Genomic DNA, 14,654 nt, shown 5'->3' on the forward strand with positions numbered 1-14,654 from the left:
CCATGTCCGAGATCGCCCTCCAGCTCGACATCGCCGCGCCCCGGGACGTGGTGCTCGCCGCGCTCACCACGCACGACGGGCTGACCGCCTGGTGGACCACCGGCGTGGACCGGGACGGCGACGTGCTGCTGTTCGACTTCCCCGACGTCCCCGAGCCGTTCCGGCTGCGGGTGGAGCGGGCCGACCGGGGACGGGTGGTGTGGACCAACGCCGGCTCCTTCCCGCCGCACTGGGCCGGCACCTGGATCAGCTGGGAGCTGGCCGACCAGCCCGGCCGGCCCGGCACGCCCGAGGCGCCCGATCAGCCCGCCGCCCCCGACCGGCCGGACGAGCCCGCCGAGCCCGCCGCCGCCGAGCGCACCCGGCTGCTGTTCCGGCACGGCGGCTGGCAGCCGGGCAGCGAGGAGGGCGTCCCGGCGGTGGCCGGCACCTGGGCCGAACTGCTGGTCCGGCTCAAGGACTACGCGCAGAGCGGCAAGGTGCAGCCGTACTTCGTCACCGCGCACCGCCACGACGCCCCGTGAACACCGGGTGGGAGCCCCGTGACGATCCGGCGGCCGGTCGCCCGCCAGGGCGCCGTCCGGTGGCGGGATCGCGGCGGCGGGCCGATGGTGGCGGTGTACCGCCGTCGTCCCGGCCGGGCCGCACCCCCGCCCGGCCCGACCGCCCCGACGGCCCGACCGTCCCCACCACCACAGCCGCCCACCACCGCCTCCGGGAGGCCCCGCGATGCCCGTAGTCACCGATCCGTACAAGCCCGGCACCCCGTGCTGGGTCGACCTGATGGCGAGCGACCAGCAGGCCGCGCTCGACTTCTACCGCGACCTGTTCGGCTGGCAGGGCGAGGTCGGCCCCGCCGAGTTCGGCGGCTACGCCGTGTGCACGCTCAACGGCAAGCCGGTCGCCGGGATCATGGCGCAGATGGTGCCCGAGGGGCAGCCGGCGCCGCCCGTCGCCTGGACCACCTACCTCGCCTCGGACGACGCCGACGCCGCCCGGTCGGCCATCGTCGAGGCCGGCGGCACGGTCCTGTACGACCCGATGGACGTCGGCACGATCGGCCGGATGCTGGTCGCCGCCGACCCGACCGGCGCGGTGTTCGGGGTCTGGCAGGCGATGGACTTCATCGGCGCGGGCGTGGTCAACGAGCCCGGCGCCCTGGTCTGGAACGAGCTCAACACCGCCGACACCGACGCGGCCGGCCGCTTCTACCAGCCGGCCCTCGGGCTGCGCCCGGCCACCATCCAGGGCATGGACGGCTACTTCTCGCTCAACGTCGGCGACCGCACGGTGGGCGGCATGCAGCCGATGCCCGACTACCTGTCGCCCGGCACGCCCCCGCACTGGATGACCTACTTCTCGGTGGACAGCACCGACTCCACGGTGGACGCCCTGGTCAAGGCCGGCGGCTCGGTGATCCAGCCGGCCTTCGACATGCAGTCCGGCCGGATGGCGGTGGTCCAGGACCCGCAGGGCGCGGTCTTCGCGGTCGTCGAGGCGCCCGAGGCGCAGATGCCCGACTCGCCGTGACGGCTGTGACGCCTGTGACGCCGTGACCCCGCGGAGCCGCCCCGGGCCACCGGAAGCCGCCCCTTCCCGCGACGCGCCGCCGGGAAATGGGCGGCTTCCCCCCGTTCCCGGGTAAGACTGCACCCATGCTGGGGCTACCGGACGACATCCGCGCTTTCCTCTTCGACCTCGACGGGGTGCTCACCCAGACCGCGAAGGTGCACGCCGCGGCCTGGAAGGACACCTTCGACGCCTTCCTGCGCGCCGAAGCCGCCCGCACCGGCGGCCCGTTCGTCCCCTTCGACTCCGTCACCGACTACGACACCTACGTGGACGGCCGCCCGCGGCTGGACGGCACCCGCGCCTTCCTGCTCAGCCGGGGCGTCGAACTGCCCGAGGGCACCCCGGAGGACCCACCCAACTCCCGTACCGTGCAAGGGATCAGCCGGGCCAAGAACGACACCGTGCTGCGGCTGATCCGGGAGCAGGGCGTCCAGCCGTACCAGGGCTCGGTCGACTACGTGCACCGGCTGCGCGCGGCCGGGCTGCCCGGCGCCGTGGTGTCCTCCAGCGCCAACTGCCGTGACGTGCTGAGGGCGGCCGGCATCGAGGAGCTGTTCGAGGTGATCGTGGACGGCAACGTCGCCAAGGCCGAGGGCCTGCCCGGCAAGCCCGCCCCCGACACCTACCTGTACGCCGCCCGCGCCCTCGGCGTCGAACCCGCCCACGCCGCGGTCTTCGAGGACGCGCTCGCCGGCGTCGCCTCCGGCCGGGCCGGCGGCTTCGGCGCGGTGGTCGGGGTGGACCGCACCGGCCAGGCCGCCGAACTGCGCCGGGACGGCGCCACCGTGGTCGTCCGGGACCTCTCCGAGCTCCTCGCCGAGGAGCACGGCGAGCGGGCCGAGCACGACGGGGCAGGCGCATGAGTTCCGCGGACAACTTCGCCATCGACCCCTGGCAGATCACCGAACAGGGCCTGGACCTGGCCTCGATGGCCCGCGCCGAGTCCATCTTCGCGCTCTCCAACGGGCACATCGGCCTGCGCGCAAACCTGGACGAGGGCGAACCGCACGGCCTGCCCGGCACCTACCTCAACGGCGTCTTCGAGCTGCGCCCGCTGCCGTACGGCGAGGGCGGCTACGGCTACCCGGAGTCCAGCCAGAGCGTCATCAACGTGACCAACGGCAAGATCATCCGACTGCTGGTGGACGACGAGCCCTTCGACCTGCGCTACGGCCAACTCATCAGTCACAAACGCTGGTTGGACTTCCGCGAGGGCCTGCTGCACCGGGAGGCCGAGTGGACCTCCCCGGCCGGGCGGACGATCCGGGTGCGCTCCTCCCGGCTGGTCTCGCTCACCCAGCGCGCCGTCGCCGCCGTCGAGTACAGCGTCGAGGCGGTGGACGGCCCGGTGCGGATGGTGCTCCAGTCCGAGCTGGTCGCCAACGAGCAGCTGCCCGGCGGCCCCGAGGGCGACCCGCGGGCCGCCGCCGTGCTGGAGGCGCCGCTGCACCCCGAGGCGCACCACGCCAGCGGCACCAAGGCCGTCCTGGTGCACCGCACCCGCTACAGCGGCATCCGGGTCGCGGCCGGGATGGACCACGTCATCGAGGGCCCGGAGGAGTCCGACACCGTCGCCGAGTCCGAGGCCGACCACTGCCGGATCAGCGTCACCACCGTGCTCCAGGCCGGGCAGCGGCTGCGGCTGACCAAGTTCATGAGCTACGGCTGGTCCGGCACCCGCTCGCTGCCCGCCGTCCGGGACCAGGTGGAGGCCGCGCTGACCGCCGCCCGGTACACCGGCTGGGACGGACTGGTCGCCGAACAGGGCGAGTTCCTCCGGGAGTTCTGGGAGACCAGCGACATCGAGATCGAGGGCGACGTCGAACTCCAGCAGGCCGTCCGGTTCGCCGTCTTCCACGTCCTGCAGGCCGGCGCCCGCAGCGAGGAGCGGGCCATCCCCGCCAAGGGGCTGACCGGGCCCGGCTACGACGGGCACAGCTTCTGGGACACCGAGACCTTCGTCCTGCCGGTGCTCACCTACTGCCTGCCCAACGCCGTCAACCAGGCCCTGCGCTGGCGGCACACCACCCTGCCGCTGGCCCGCGAGCGGGCGGTCCAACTCGGCCTGTCCGGCGCGGTGTTTCCGTGGCGGACGATCCGCGGCGAGGAGTGCTCCGGGTACTGGCCGGCCGGCACCGCGGCCTTCCACATCGGCGCCGACATCGCCGCCGCCGTCGCCCGCTACGTCCGGGCCACCGGCGACGCGGAGTTCGAGCGCGAGTACGGCCTCGAACTGCTCGTCGAGACCGCCCGGATGTGGCGCTCGCTCGGCCACCACGACGTGGCCGGGAAGTTCCGCATCGAGGGCGTCACCGGCCCCGACGAGTACAGCGCCGTCGCGGACAACAACGTCTTCACCAACCTGATGGCGCAGAGCAACCTGCGCGCCGCCGCCGAGGCCGCCGTCCGCCACCCGCACGAGGCCTCGCTGCTCGGCGTGGACACCGAGGAGACCGCCGCCTGGCGCGACGCGGCCGCCGCGATGTACATCCCGTACGACGAGGACCTCGGCATCCACCCCCAGGCCGACGACTTCACCCACCACCAGGTCTGGGACTTCGAGCACACCCCGCCGGAGAACTACCCGCTGCTGCTGCACTACCCGTACTTCGACCTGTACCGCAAGCAGGTGGTCAAGCAGGCCGACCTGGTGCTCGCCATGCAGGTCCGCGGCGACGCCTTCACCGACGAGCAGAAGGCCCGCAACTTCGCCTACTACGAGCGGCTGACCGTCCGGGACTCCTCGCTCTCCGCCTGCACCCAGGCGGTCATCGCCGCCGAGGTCGGCCAGCTCGACCTCGCCTACGACTACACCGCCGAAGCCGCCCTGATGGACCTGCACGACCTCGGCGGCAACACCCGGGACGGCCTGCACATGGCCTCGCTCGCCGGGGCCTGCATCGCCCTGGTGGCCGGCTTCGGCGGGCTGCGCGACCACACCGGGACGCTCTCGTTCCGGCCCCGGCTGCCGTCCGGGCTGATGCGGCTGGGCTTCTCCCTGCTGGTGCGCGGGCACCTGCTGAAGGTCGACATCACCCACGCGCGGACGACGTACACGCTGCGCCGCGGCGAGGTCCTCCACCTGTGGCACGACGGCGAGGCGGTGGAGGTCAAGTCCGGCGCCCCGGTCACCGTGCCGACCACCGTCCCGCCCGCCCAGGAGCGGGTCGCCCAGCCCCCGGGCCGCGAACCCGCCCGCCGCCAGCCCCAGGCCGGCCTCGCGGCGGGCAAGCTCGGCCAGCAGGACCACCTTCCGGCGGAATAGCCCGGCCGCCCGTCCCGCCCGGCAGCCCCGCTCCCCGGTCCTGCCTGGCCGCCCCGCTCCCCGGTCGGCCGCTCCGCTCGGTCCTGCCCAGCCGGCCCGCCCACCCGTCCGGCCCACCCCGGCTGCGCGCGGCACCGCCCCGGCGGAGGGTGCAGGTGTCCCGTGGCGACCGAAGGAGCGCAACCGTGCCGAGCGTGGCCGAACAGATGGTGGAAGTGCTCCGGCAGGCCGGGGTGGAGCGGGTCTACGGCGTCGTCGGCGACAGCCTCAACCCCGTCGTGGACGCGATCCGCCGGGCCGACGGCATCAGCTGGGTGCACGTGCGCAACGAGGAGGCCGGCGCCTTCGCGGCCGCCGCCGAGGCCGAGCTCTCCGGCCGGCTGGCGGTCTGCGCCGGCTCCTGCGGCCCCGGCAACACCCACCTCATCCAGGGCCTCTACGACGCCCAGCGCAGCGGCCTGCCGGTGCTCGCGCTCGCCTCGCACATCCCGTCCGGGCAGATCGGCACCGGCTTCTTCCAGGAGACCCACCCCGAGCGCGTGTTCACCGACTGCAGCAACTGGTGCGAGATGCTCTCCGCCCCCGCCCAGCTGCCCCGGCTGCTGCGGGTCGCCGTCCAGCACGCGCTGGGCTCGCACGGCGTCTCGGTGCTCGCCTTCCCCGGGGACGTCGCCGCGCTCCCCGCCGCCACGCCCACCGGCACCAGTCACTTCCTCACCGAGCAGGCCGTCGCCGCGCCACCGTGGTCCCAGGTGCAGGAGCTGGCCCGGCTGCTCAACGCGGCCCGCAAGGTGGTCCTGTTCTGCGGCGCCGGGGTGCGCGCGGCGCACGCCGAGGTGATGGCGGCCGCACGGGCCCTGAACGCGCCGGTCGGCCACTCCCTGCGCGGCAAGGAGTGGATCCAGTTCGACAACCCGTACGACGTCGGCATGAGCGGCCTGCTCGGCTACGGGGCCTGCCACGAGGCGCTGCACTCCGCCGACCTGGTGCTGCTGCTCGGCACCGACTTCCCGTACGACTCCTTCCTGCCGCAGGCGCACACCGTCCAGGTCGACCACGACGCCACCCGGCTCGGCCGCCGCACCGCCCTCGACCTGGCCGTCCACGGCGACGTGGCCGCCACCCTGCGGGCCGTGCTGCCGCTGCTGGACGCCAAGTCCGACCGCGCCTTCCTGGACGGCATGCTGCGCAAGCACTACCGGGCGCTGGAGGACGTGGTCGGCGCGTACACCCGGGACATCGAGAAGCACCTGCCGATCCACCCCGAGTACGTCGCGTCGGTGCTGGACGAGGTGGCCGCCGAGGACGCGGTGTTCACCGTGGACACCGGCATGAACAACGTCTGGGCCGCCCGCTACCTCCAGCCCAACGGCCGCCGCCGGGTGATCGGCTCCTTCCTGCACGGCTCGATGGCCAACGCCCTGCCGCACGCGATCGGCGCCCAGCTCGCCTGCCCTGGGCGGCAGGTGGTGGCGATGGCGGGCGACGGCGGGATCGGCATGCTGCTCGGCGAGCTGCTCACGGTGGCCAGGCACCGGCTGCCGGTGAAGACGGTGGTCTTCAACAACGGCGCGCTCGGCATGATCAAGCTGGAGATGCTGGTCTCCGGCTACCCGGAGTCCGAGATCGACAACGGGGACGTGGACTACGCCGGGATCGCCCGGGCGATGGGCATCCAGGCCAAGCGGGTGACCGAGCCGGCCCGGGTCCGGGAAGTGCTGGCGGAGGCGCTGGAGCGGCCGGGCCCGGCCCTGGTGGACGTGGTCACCGACCCCAACGCGCTGTCCATCCCGCCGCACATCACCGCCGCCCAGCTGAAGGGCTTCGCGCTGGCGGCAGGCCGGACGGTGCTCTCGGGCGGGGTCGGGCGGATGATCGACCTGGCCCGGAGCAACCTGCGGAACATCCCGCGGCCGTGAGCGCGCGGGCTTCCCGGCACCTTGCCTCTGAGGCAAATTTCTTGCCCGAGCGGCACGCCGGGTGTCCACTGGACACATGACCAGCAGCTCCACCGGTGCCGCAGCCACCGGCGAACAGCTCGACGACCAGGAGGTCGCCGGCCTCGCCGCCCGTCTCCGTGAGCACCGGCTCAGCAGCCGGCTCACCCTGGAGGTGGCCGCCGGGCGGGTCGGGCTCTCCCCAGCCTATCTGTCCCGGCTGGAGACCGGCCGCCGACAGCCCTCGCTGCCCGTGCTGCTCGGCCTCGCCCGCGCGTACGGGACCTCGGTCTCCGGGCTGCTCGGCGAGACGCTCGCCGAGCCGGACCCGATCGTCCGGGGCGGCGCCATCGAGCCCGGCCGGGCCGGCGGCTGGGGCTACCGCCGGGCCGGCGCCCCCGGCCGTGCCATGCAGGCGCTGCGGGTGCACGTCCCGCCGGGCGTGCAGGACGCGGTGGTCCGGGTGCACCCGGGCGAGGAGTGGCTGTACGTCCTGAAGGGCGCCCTCCGGGTCACCCTCGGCGACCGCGTCCACCACCTCGGGGTGGGCGACTCCGCCCACTACGACTCGCTGACCCCGCACTGCATCGCCGCGGAGTCGGACAGCGGCGTCGAGCTGCTCTTCGTCCACACCCTGTTGCAGAGCCCCGGCGGCGAACTCTGCCTCGGCGGCGGCCCCGCCGCCGTCCACTGACCTGCCGTCAGAACACCCCGGAGGAGATCACCATGGCCGATCCCACCACCACCGTCGCCCCCGACACCGCCGCCGGCCCGAAGACCATGGACGCCGGCAAGTGGGCCAACAAGCGGATCTACCTCCGCCTGCTGATCTACACCGTCGGATGCCACGCCTTCGCCGGCTTCATCATCCTCCTGTTCTCCCTCGGCAGCCGCAACAAGTAGTCCGCACCCCCGACCGTCCGCCCGCCCCCACCCCCGAGGGGGCGGGCGGACACGCCCTAAGCCCCGCGCAGCAGTTCGCAGAGGGCCCGCACGGCCCCCGGGAAGGCGTGCTCCGGCGGGGTGCCGTAGCCGATGACCAGGGCGGGCGGGGCTTCGGCGGCGGCCGGCGCGGCACGGTTCCAGGCGAGGCCGCCGAGCGAGAGCCCGGCCCGCCGGGCGCGGGCGAGGAGTTCGGCCTCGGGGGTGGATCCGGGCGGCAGCTGGAGGACGGCGTGCAGACCGGCCGCGATGCCGGTGACCCGGACCCGCGGGGCGTGTTCGGCGAGCGCCGCCACCAGGTGGTCGCGCCGGCGCCGGTAGTGCAGCCGGCAGCGCCGTACGTGCCGGTCGTACGTGCCGGAGGTGATCAGCTCCGCCAGCGTCAGCTGGTCCAGCACCGGGGACATCGTGTCGGCCAGCGCCTTCAGCCGGGCGACCGGCTCGACCAGCGCGTCCGGCAGGGCCAGCCAGGCCAGCCGCAGGCCCGGCGCCAGGCTCTTGGCGGCCGTCCCGGCGTACACCACCCGCTCCGGGTCGAGGGCCTGCATCGCGCCGAGCGGCTGCCGGTCGTAGCGGAACTCGCCGTCGTAGTCGTCCTCGACGACGTACCGGTCCTGCTCCCGCGCCCACCGCACCGCCGCCGCCCGCCGGTCGGCGGCCAGCGCCGCGCCGGTGGGGAACTGGTGGGCAGGGGTGAGCAGGACGGCGCCGGCCCGGTTGTCGAGCCGGTCGACCAGGGCGCCGTCGGTGTCCAGCGGCACCGGGGTGACGGTGAGCCCGGCGGCCCGGGCGACCGCGTGCTGCGGCGGCAGCCCGTACTCCTCGACGGCCAGCGCGCGGGCCCCGCGCTCCCGCAGGGCGGCGCAGAGCAGGCCGAGGCCCTGGGTGACGCCGGTGCAGACGAGCAGGTGGTCGGGGTCGGTGCGGACGCCGCGGACCCGGGCCAGGTAGTGGGTGAGCGCCTGCCGCAGCTCGATCCGGCCGAGCGGGCTGCCGTAGTCGAGGGCCTCGTGCGGCGCAGTGGCGAGGGCGCGACGGGTGGCGGCCAGCCAGGCGGTGCGCGGGAAGAGCGAGAGGTCGGGCCGGCCGGGCATCAGGTCGTAGCGGGCGGCCTGGCGCCGCGGTTCCGGCCGGGAGGCGGGCCGTCGGGCCGGGACCGGCTCGGGCACCGCTCGCCGGGCGACGGTGGTGCCGGAGCCCTGCCGGGAGCTGAGCCAGCCCTCGGCGGTGAGCTGGCCGTACGCCTCGACCACGGTGTTGCGGGCGATGCCGAGGTCCTCGCCGAGCGCCCGGGAGGACGGCAGCCGGGTGCCGGGGGCGAGCCGCCCGTCCTGGACGGCCTCGCGCAGCGCGTCCTCCAGGGCGGCCCGCAGTCCGGCGCCGGCGGCCCGCCGCCCGCCGAGGTCGAGGTGCAGGTCGCCGCCGAAGGTGGTCCAGGAGGTGCTCACGGCCCCATTCTCGCCCGCGGGTCGGGGTCACCAGGCGGCGCCGGCGGGCTCCTCGATGGTGGTGTTGACGCGGTTGAAGAGGTTGGTCAGTCCGATCATCAGGATGATCGCGGAGAGCTGTTCCTCGGTGAAGTGGTCGGCGGCGGCGTCCCAGACGTCGGCCGGCACGGCCCGGCCCGAGCGGTCGGCGATCCGGGTGGCGGCCTCGGTGAGGGCCAGGGCGGCGCGCTCCTCGTCGGTGAAGAACGGCGCCTCGCGCCAGGCGGCCACCGCGTGCAGCCGCTCGTCGGTCTCGCCGTGCTTCCGCGCGCCCTGGACGCCCGCGTACACGCAGGCGCCGCACCCGTTGATCTGGCTGGCCCGCAGGTGCACCAGCTCCAGGACCTTCGGGTCGGCGCCGCCCTGGTACACGGCCCGGTAGACGGTCTGGATGCCCTTCATGGCGTCCGGCAGGACCGTGGCGGGGTTCTTCATGCGAGCGGTGTGGGCGGTGCTCATGGTGTCCTCCTCGTCGGTTAGCGTCCGTCACTGGACCGACGGATCCCGACGCGAGGATGTGACAGAGTGAGCGAGGAAATCCCTCCGACCGGTTCGGCGGAGCTCCAACCGGCCGAACTGGCCCGGCGTTTCGAGGCGGAGCGCCCCCAACTGCGGTCGGTGGCCTACCGGATGCTCGGGTCGATCGCCGAGGCCGAGGACGCCGTCCAGGAGACCTGGCTGAAGCTGAGCCGCAGCGACGTGGGCGGGGTGCGCAACCTCGGGGCCTGGCTCACCACCGTCGTCGGACGGGTCTGCCTGGACCAGCTGCGCTCGCGCACCTCCCGCCGGGAGGAGCCGCTGCCCGAGCAGGACGGCCAGGTGCGGCTGCCGGACCCGGTGGTCAGCGGGCTGTCGGCGCTGGACCCGGTGCACGAGATCCTGGTCGCGGACTCGGTCGGGATCGCGCTGATGGTGGTCCTGGAGACGCTCTCCCCGGCGGAGCGGGTGGCCTTCGTGCTGCACGACATGTTCGAGGTGCCCTTCGACGGCATCGCCGAGGTGCTCGGCCGCACCTCCGCCTCCACCCGGCAGCTGGCCAGCCGGGCCCGCCGTCGGGTCCAGGGCGCCACCCCGGCCGCGGACTCCGACAACGCCCGCAAGCGCGAGGTGGTGGAGGCCTTCCTGTCCGCCGCCCGGGGCGGTGACTTCGACGCCCTGCTGACCGTGCTCGACCCGGACGTGGTGGCCCGTTCGGACGGCGGCACGCTGGTGCCGAGCGCGCTGTCCCGCGGCGCCGCGGACGTCGCCGCGCAGGCGATCGCCTTCGCCCGCTTCGCCGCCGACGGCCGGCTGGTCCTGGTCAACGGCTCGCCCGGGGTGGTGTCCTTCGCCGGGGGCCGCCCGCTGTCGGTCATGTCGTTCACCATCCACGCGGGCCGCGTCACCGCGATGGACATCCTCACCGACCCGACCCGGCTGGCCGCCCTGGGCCTCACGCCCTGACCGCCCTGACGCCCCCTGACCGCCCTGACGCCCCCGGGCCGGCCGGCACCCGGCCGGTCCGGGGGCGCGCTCAGGCCAGGCCGCCCGTGGCGCGGAGGTTCTGGCCGGTGAGCGGGCCCGGCCCGCTCGGTGCGTCCAGCACGTTTCCTCCACGTGGTGTTCCCCGGTGCTTCCCGCGCCGCCCGGACGGCCACGCGCTACCGTGCCGCCCATGGCGAACTTTGTACTGGTGGCGGGCGCCTGGCTCGGTGCCTGGGCGTGGGACGGGGTCGTGGCGGAGCTGGGCGCGGCCGGGCACGGAGCGTACCCCGTGACGCTCTCCGGGCTCGCGGAGAGGCGCGGTTCGCCGGCCGGTCAGCAGACGCACGTGGCGGACGTCGTCGCAGAGGTGGAGCGGCTGGACCTGCGCGACGTGGTGCTGGTCGGGCACAGCTACTCGGGGATCCCGGTGGGCCAGGCCGCCGAACGGATCGGCGGGCGGCTGGCCGGGCTGGTCCTGGTGGACGCCAACGCGCCGGTCACGGGGGAGTCGTTCGCCGACCAGATGCCGGAGCCGGCCGCGCTGCGGGCGGACCTCGCCGCGCACGACGGCTGGTGGCCGCCGCTGCCGCCGGCCGAGTTCGCCGAGCAGGGTCTGACGGTCGGGCAGATCAACCGGATCGCGGCGGGGGCGACCCCGCACCCGGGCCGCTCGCTGACCGAACCCGCCGCCCTGGAAGGCCCGTTGAGCGCGCTCCCGGCGGTGTACGTGAAGTGCCTGCTGGACTGGCCGGAGCCGCCGCCGGTGGTCGCCCGGCTGGTCGCGGACGGCCACTGGCGGCTGGTGGAACTGGACACCGGGCACTGGCCGATGTTCTCCCGGCCGGTCGAACTCGCCAGGGTCCTGGCCGGGGCGGCGCAGCCGGCCCGCAGCGACCGGTAGGCCGCGCCGCGGCCCTTCGGCCAGGAGGACCGGGGGGGACGGGAAGGAGGGCGGACCGCCGACGGTGGGCGCGGCCCGCCGTCGGCGGTTCACCCACCGTACGGCTGCGGGGCGCCGGGGCCGAGGTGACCGATCAGCGCCGCCGCCACGGCGGCCAGCACGGTGGCGGACGGGACGGCCCGGTGCGCCGCGTCGCAGAGCAGCACGACGGCGGTCACCGCGGCCGGGGTGCCCGCCAGCGGCAGGGCGACGGTCAGCACGGCGAGCAGGCGGCGGGGACGGTGCGGGGCGTCCGGGCGGGTCACGGCGGGTCTCCTTCGGGCTCGACCCGCGCCACGATGCCGCCTCCCGCAGCGTCAGGTTCAAGTCCTTTTCCGCCGCCGACCCGTGGCCGCCGCCGATCCGGCCCGCCGGCCCGGCCCCCGGGCCCGCCGTCGCTCAGCGCGCGGCCACCCGGCGCCACCCCGGTCCGTCCGCGGCCACCGGCGCGGCCGCGAAGTCGTAGCGCAGCAGCTCCGGCCCCAGCGCGAGCAGCGAGATCGACGAGGAGCCCCAGATCCGCCCGTCGCCGAAGTCCCGCCGCTGGATCAGCGCGGCGTCCGCGTCGGGCGCCAGCCCGTCCCCGGTGACGATCGGCAGCCATCCGCCCCAGGCCGCCGCGGCCGGCCCCGCGGCGGTCGGCCCGGGCCGGGGCTCGGCGGTGAACCGGGCCCGGAAGTGGGCGGCCCGCGCGGCCATCAGCGCGTGGATCCGTTCGGAGGTGGTCCGCCCCGCCGCCAGGCCCTCCAGCCCGTCGTTGAGCACCACGCTCAGGCCGGACGGCAGTTCCCGCTCCACCAGCCGCCCGCCGTCCCAGCTGGACACCCGGGCGCCGTCGGCCCGGACCAGGACGAGGTGGAAGGGGTCGTACGGGGTGAGGTCGAGGTGGCCGATCCCGCCCTCCCGGACGGCGGTGAGCGGCAGCCGGCCGCGGCTGAGCCGGGCGCCGGCGGGGGCGGGTGGCCCGAAGCCGTTGAGCAGGCAGGCGGCGGTGCGCCGGTCGGGGTCGACGGCCAGCCAGGTGCCGCCGGCCGCGAGGTCCAGTCCGCCGAGCAGTTCGGGCCGGTCCGGCCAGTGGTGGTCCGGCGGCAGCCAGGCGCGGCCCAGGTACTCGTCCCGGACGGACAGCAGCAGCACCGGGACGGCCGCTCCCGGTTCGATGCTGACGAACGCCGTGCACACGGCCCGCCCCCTGACCTCGTCCTGTCGGCGATCTCCTGCCAGCGATCCTCGCACGGCCGTTCGCACGCCGGAAGTGGCCCAAGGAACGGACGGCCGAACGCACCAGGGCGGCAGGCCACCGCGCCCCTAGGCTGGCGGCCATGACGACGAACGTGACGACCGCGACCGACGGCGCCCCGGTGCCCGCCCCCGAGCAGCGCCTGAGGATGGACAAGCTCGCCCCCGCCTTCTACCAGGCGATGGTCGCCGTGGACCGGGCCTCCCGGGAGGGCCTCGACCCGGTGCTCGCCGAGCTGGTCAAGGTGCACGCCTCGATGATCAACGGCTGCGCCTTCTGCATCGACATGCACGCCACCGACGCCCGCGGGCACGGCGAGCGGGAGCACCGGCTGCTCGCCCTGCCGGCCTGGCGCGAGACCCCGTTCTTCACCGCCCGCGAGCGCGCCGCCCTGGCCCTGACCGAGTCCGTCACCCTGCTGACCCGGGGCCACGTGCCGGACGCGGTGTACGCGGAGGCCGCCGCACAGTTCGACGAGACCGAGCTGGCCCAGCTGATCGCGCTGATCACCACCATCAACGCCTGGAACCGGATCGGCGTGTCCACCCGCATGAGCCCGGCCGCCAGGTGAGCGCCACCGACCTCGCCGTCCGGCGGGAGAAGGCCCGGCTGCTGCGGGAGCTGCACCGCCCGGGCGGGCCGCTGGTGCTGGCGAACGCCTGGGACGTGCCGAGCGCCCGGCTGGTGGCCGCCGCCGGGGCGCGGGCGGTGGCGACGGCCAGCGCGAGCGTGTCCTGGTCGCTCGGCAGCGCGGACGGCGGCGGCGCCGACCGCGAGCAGGTGCTGGCCCGGACCGCCCAGGTGGTCCGCGCGGTCGACCTGCCGGTCACCGCGGACCTGGAGGCCGGCTACGCGGACACCGCCGCCGGGGTCGGCGAGACGGTCGCCGCGCTGCTCGCCACCGGCGCCGTCGGGGTGAACCTGGAGGACGAGGGCCGACCGACGGAGGAGGCCGCCGAGCGGATCGCGGCGGCCCGGGCCGCGGCGGACGCGGCCGGCGTGCCGCTCTTCGTCAACGCCCGTACCGACGTGTTCCTGCGCGGGATCGGCGCCCCCGAGGGCCGGTTCGACGACGCGGTGGGCCGGCTGCGGGCGTACGTCGCGGCGGGCGCGGACGGGGTGTTCGTCCCCGGGGTGTCCGACCCGGAGACCATCGCCGCCCTGGTGGCGGCCGTCCCGGCGCCGCTGAACGTGCTGGCCGGCCCCGGCTCCCCGGCGGTGGCCGAGCTGGCGGCGCTCGGCGTGGCCCGGATCAGCCTGGGCCCGGGCCTGGCCGAGGTGGCGTACGCGGCGGTCCGCCGGGCCGCCGAGGAGGTGTACGGGCACGGCACGTTCACCGCGCTCGCCGAGGGGCTGAGCTACCCGGAGCTCAACCGGCTCGCCGCGGGCTGAGCGGCGCGGGGCCGGGCGGCGCGGTGCCGGGTGCCGCCGCCCGACCGCCGCGGGCCGAACGCCGTGGCCGGCCGGCCGTACGGGGGTCGGCCGGCCGGCCACGGGCGGTTCACCGGGTCCGGCGGCCGCCGGACCGGCGGGTCAGTTCAGGACCTGCCCGCTGAGCCCCGGGTGGCTCATCTGGTTGGTCCCGAGCGCCTCGACCTGGTCGGCGGCCTTGCCGACGACCGGGAGCTTGCCCACGGTCCGCAGGGCGAGGTCGGCGGGGGAGACTTCCAGCCCGTCGGTGAGCCCGCCGGAGACGTCCGGCGAGGAGGCGGTCTGGGTGGTGGCGGAGGCCGCCGGGACGGCGAGGGCGAGGCCCGCCATGGTGAGGGCGGCCAGGGTGGCGAGTTTCTTCATGCCCTGCCGAACG

General features: G+C 75.5%; 16 protein-coding genes. 11 read left to right on the plus strand and 5 right to left on the minus strand.

The features are described 5' to 3' along the window. Positions 1–2: 2 nt before the first annotated feature. From ACIQI7_RS09345 to ACIQI7_RS09375, 7 genes are all read left to right on the plus strand, one after another. Positions 3–524: an SRPBCC domain-containing protein gene (locus ACIQI7_RS09345; protein ID WP_401106781.1), complete on the plus strand. Its 522-nt coding sequence runs from the start codon at positions 3–5 to the stop codon at positions 522–524. 205 nt (positions 525–729) lie between these two features. Beyond that, positions 730–1,530, plus strand: a complete 801-nt coding sequence (locus tag ACIQI7_RS09350; protein ID WP_401106783.1) for a VOC family protein — start codon at positions 730–732, stop codon at positions 1,528–1,530. Positions 1,531–1,655: 125 nt separating this feature from the next. After that, positions 1,656–2,435: an HAD family hydrolase gene (locus tag ACIQI7_RS09355; protein WP_401106786.1), complete on the plus strand. Its 780-nt coding sequence runs from the start codon at positions 1,656–1,658 to the stop codon at positions 2,433–2,435. After that, complete coding sequence (locus ACIQI7_RS09360; protein WP_401106789.1) at positions 2,432–4,837, plus strand: glycoside hydrolase family 65 protein; 2,406 nt, start codon at positions 2,432–2,434, stop codon at positions 4,835–4,837. The genes ACIQI7_RS09355 and ACIQI7_RS09360 overlap by 4 nt, the downstream gene beginning before the upstream one ends. A gap of 185 nt (positions 4,838–5,022) precedes the next feature. After that, entirely contained in the window at positions 5,023–6,756 is a 1,734-nt protein-coding gene (locus ACIQI7_RS09365) for a pyruvate dehydrogenase (RefSeq protein WP_401106792.1), read from the plus strand. 76 nt (positions 6,757–6,832) lie between these two features. Beyond that, positions 6,833–7,468 (plus strand): helix-turn-helix domain-containing protein, encoded by a 636-nt coding sequence (locus ACIQI7_RS09370; protein WP_401106794.1) that lies wholly within the window; start codon positions 6,833–6,835, stop codon positions 7,466–7,468. Positions 7,469–7,500: 32 nt separating this feature from the next. Then, positions 7,501–7,677, plus strand: coding sequence for a DUF6126 family protein (locus ACIQI7_RS09375; RefSeq protein WP_387759078.1), 177 nt, complete (start codon positions 7,501–7,503; stop codon positions 7,675–7,677). 56 nt (positions 7,678–7,733) lie between these two features. On the opposite strand, the gene ACIQI7_RS09380 is transcribed toward ACIQI7_RS09375, so the two are convergent. Both ACIQI7_RS09380 and ACIQI7_RS09385 read right to left on the minus strand, forming a co-directional pair. Continuing rightward, positions 7,734–9,164 (minus strand): PLP-dependent aminotransferase family protein, encoded by a 1,431-nt coding sequence (locus tag ACIQI7_RS09380; protein WP_401106797.1) that lies wholly within the window; start codon positions 9,162–9,164, stop codon positions 7,734–7,736. 27 nt (positions 9,165–9,191) lie between these two features. Next, a complete protein-coding gene (locus ACIQI7_RS09385) occupies positions 9,192–9,662 on the minus strand; it encodes a carboxymuconolactone decarboxylase family protein (protein ID WP_401106800.1) in 471 nt (156 codons plus the stop codon). A gap of 66 nt (positions 9,663–9,728) precedes the next feature. Between ACIQI7_RS09385 and ACIQI7_RS09390 the strand changes: the two genes are divergently transcribed. Together ACIQI7_RS09390 and ACIQI7_RS09395 are read left to right on the plus strand one after the other, a co-directional pair. After that, positions 9,729–10,646 (plus strand): sigma-70 family RNA polymerase sigma factor, encoded by a 918-nt coding sequence (locus ACIQI7_RS09390; RefSeq protein WP_401106803.1) that lies wholly within the window; start codon positions 9,729–9,731, stop codon positions 10,644–10,646. A gap of 211 nt (positions 10,647–10,857) precedes the next feature. Beyond that, the gene (locus tag ACIQI7_RS09395) at positions 10,858–11,568 is read left to right on the plus strand and encodes an alpha/beta fold hydrolase (protein ID WP_401106805.1); all 711 of its coding nucleotides are present in this window, start codon (positions 10,858–10,860) and stop codon (positions 11,566–11,568) included. 89 nt (positions 11,569–11,657) lie between these two features. On the opposite strand, the gene ACIQI7_RS09400 is transcribed toward ACIQI7_RS09395, so the two are convergent. Continuing rightward, positions 11,658–11,873, minus strand: coding sequence for a hypothetical protein (locus ACIQI7_RS09400; RefSeq protein ID WP_401106808.1), 216 nt, complete (start codon positions 11,871–11,873; stop codon positions 11,658–11,660). Positions 11,874–12,006: 133 nt separating this feature from the next. Beyond that, a complete protein-coding gene (locus tag ACIQI7_RS09405; RefSeq protein WP_401106810.1) occupies positions 12,007–12,789 on the minus strand; it encodes an NRDE family protein in 783 nt (260 codons plus the stop codon). A gap of 140 nt (positions 12,790–12,929) precedes the next feature. Between ACIQI7_RS09405 and ACIQI7_RS09410 the strand changes: the two genes are divergently transcribed. Both ACIQI7_RS09410 and ACIQI7_RS09415 read left to right on the plus strand, forming a co-directional pair. Beyond that, positions 12,930–13,418 carry a carboxymuconolactone decarboxylase family protein gene (locus ACIQI7_RS09410; protein WP_401106813.1) on the plus strand — a complete coding sequence of 163 codons (489 nt, stop codon included), beginning with the start codon at positions 12,930–12,932 and terminating at the stop codon, positions 13,416–13,418. After that, complete coding sequence (locus ACIQI7_RS09415) at positions 13,415–14,239, plus strand: isocitrate lyase/phosphoenolpyruvate mutase family protein (RefSeq protein WP_401106814.1); 825 nt, start codon at positions 13,415–13,417, stop codon at positions 14,237–14,239. Before ACIQI7_RS09410 ends, ACIQI7_RS09415 begins: the two co-directional genes overlap by 4 nt. Positions 14,240–14,380: 141 nt before the next feature. Here ACIQI7_RS09415 and ACIQI7_RS09420 read toward each other — a convergent pair whose 3' ends face one another. After that, positions 14,381–14,641 (minus strand): hypothetical protein, encoded by a 261-nt coding sequence (locus tag ACIQI7_RS09420; RefSeq protein ID WP_387759095.1) that lies wholly within the window; start codon positions 14,639–14,641, stop codon positions 14,381–14,383. Positions 14,642–14,654: the final 13 nt, after the last annotated feature.

It is taken from the genome of Kitasatospora sp. NPDC092039 (assembly GCF_044756065.1).
Lineage (GTDB): Bacteria > Actinomycetota > Actinomycetes > Streptomycetales > Streptomycetaceae > Kitasatospora.

Bases quoted from the DNA above. Each gene is read 5' to 3' on its own strand.
- ACIQI7_RS09345 (WP_401106781.1), top strand. From the start codon at position 3: ATGTCCGAGATCGCCCTCCAGCTCGACATCGCCGCGCCCCGGGACGTG.
- ACIQI7_RS09350 (WP_401106783.1), top strand. From the start codon at position 730: ATGCCCGTAGTCACCGATCCGTACAAGCCCGGCACCCCGTGCTGGGTC.
- ACIQI7_RS09355 (WP_401106786.1), top strand. From the start codon at position 1,656: ATGCTGGGGCTACCGGACGACATCCGCGCTTTCCTCTTCGACCTCGAC.
- ACIQI7_RS09360 (WP_401106789.1), top strand. From the start codon at position 2,432: ATGAGTTCCGCGGACAACTTCGCCATCGACCCCTGGCAGATCACCGAA.
- ACIQI7_RS09370 (WP_401106794.1), top strand. From the start codon at position 6,833: ATGACCAGCAGCTCCACCGGTGCCGCAGCCACCGGCGAACAGCTCGAC.
- ACIQI7_RS09375 (WP_387759078.1), top strand. From the start codon at position 7,501: ATGGCCGATCCCACCACCACCGTCGCCCCCGACACCGCCGCCGGCCCG.
- ACIQI7_RS09385 (WP_401106800.1), bottom strand. From the start codon at position 9,662: ATGAGCACCGCCCACACCGCTCGCATGAAGAACCCCGCCACGGTCCTG.
- ACIQI7_RS09395 (WP_401106805.1), top strand. From the start codon at position 10,858: ATGGCGAACTTTGTACTGGTGGCGGGCGCCTGGCTCGGTGCCTGGGCG.
- ACIQI7_RS09410 (WP_401106813.1), top strand. From the start codon at position 12,930: ATGACGACGAACGTGACGACCGCGACCGACGGCGCCCCGGTGCCCGCC.
- ACIQI7_RS09420 (WP_387759095.1), bottom strand. From the start codon at position 14,641: ATGAAGAAACTCGCCACCCTGGCCGCCCTCACCATGGCGGGCCTCGCC.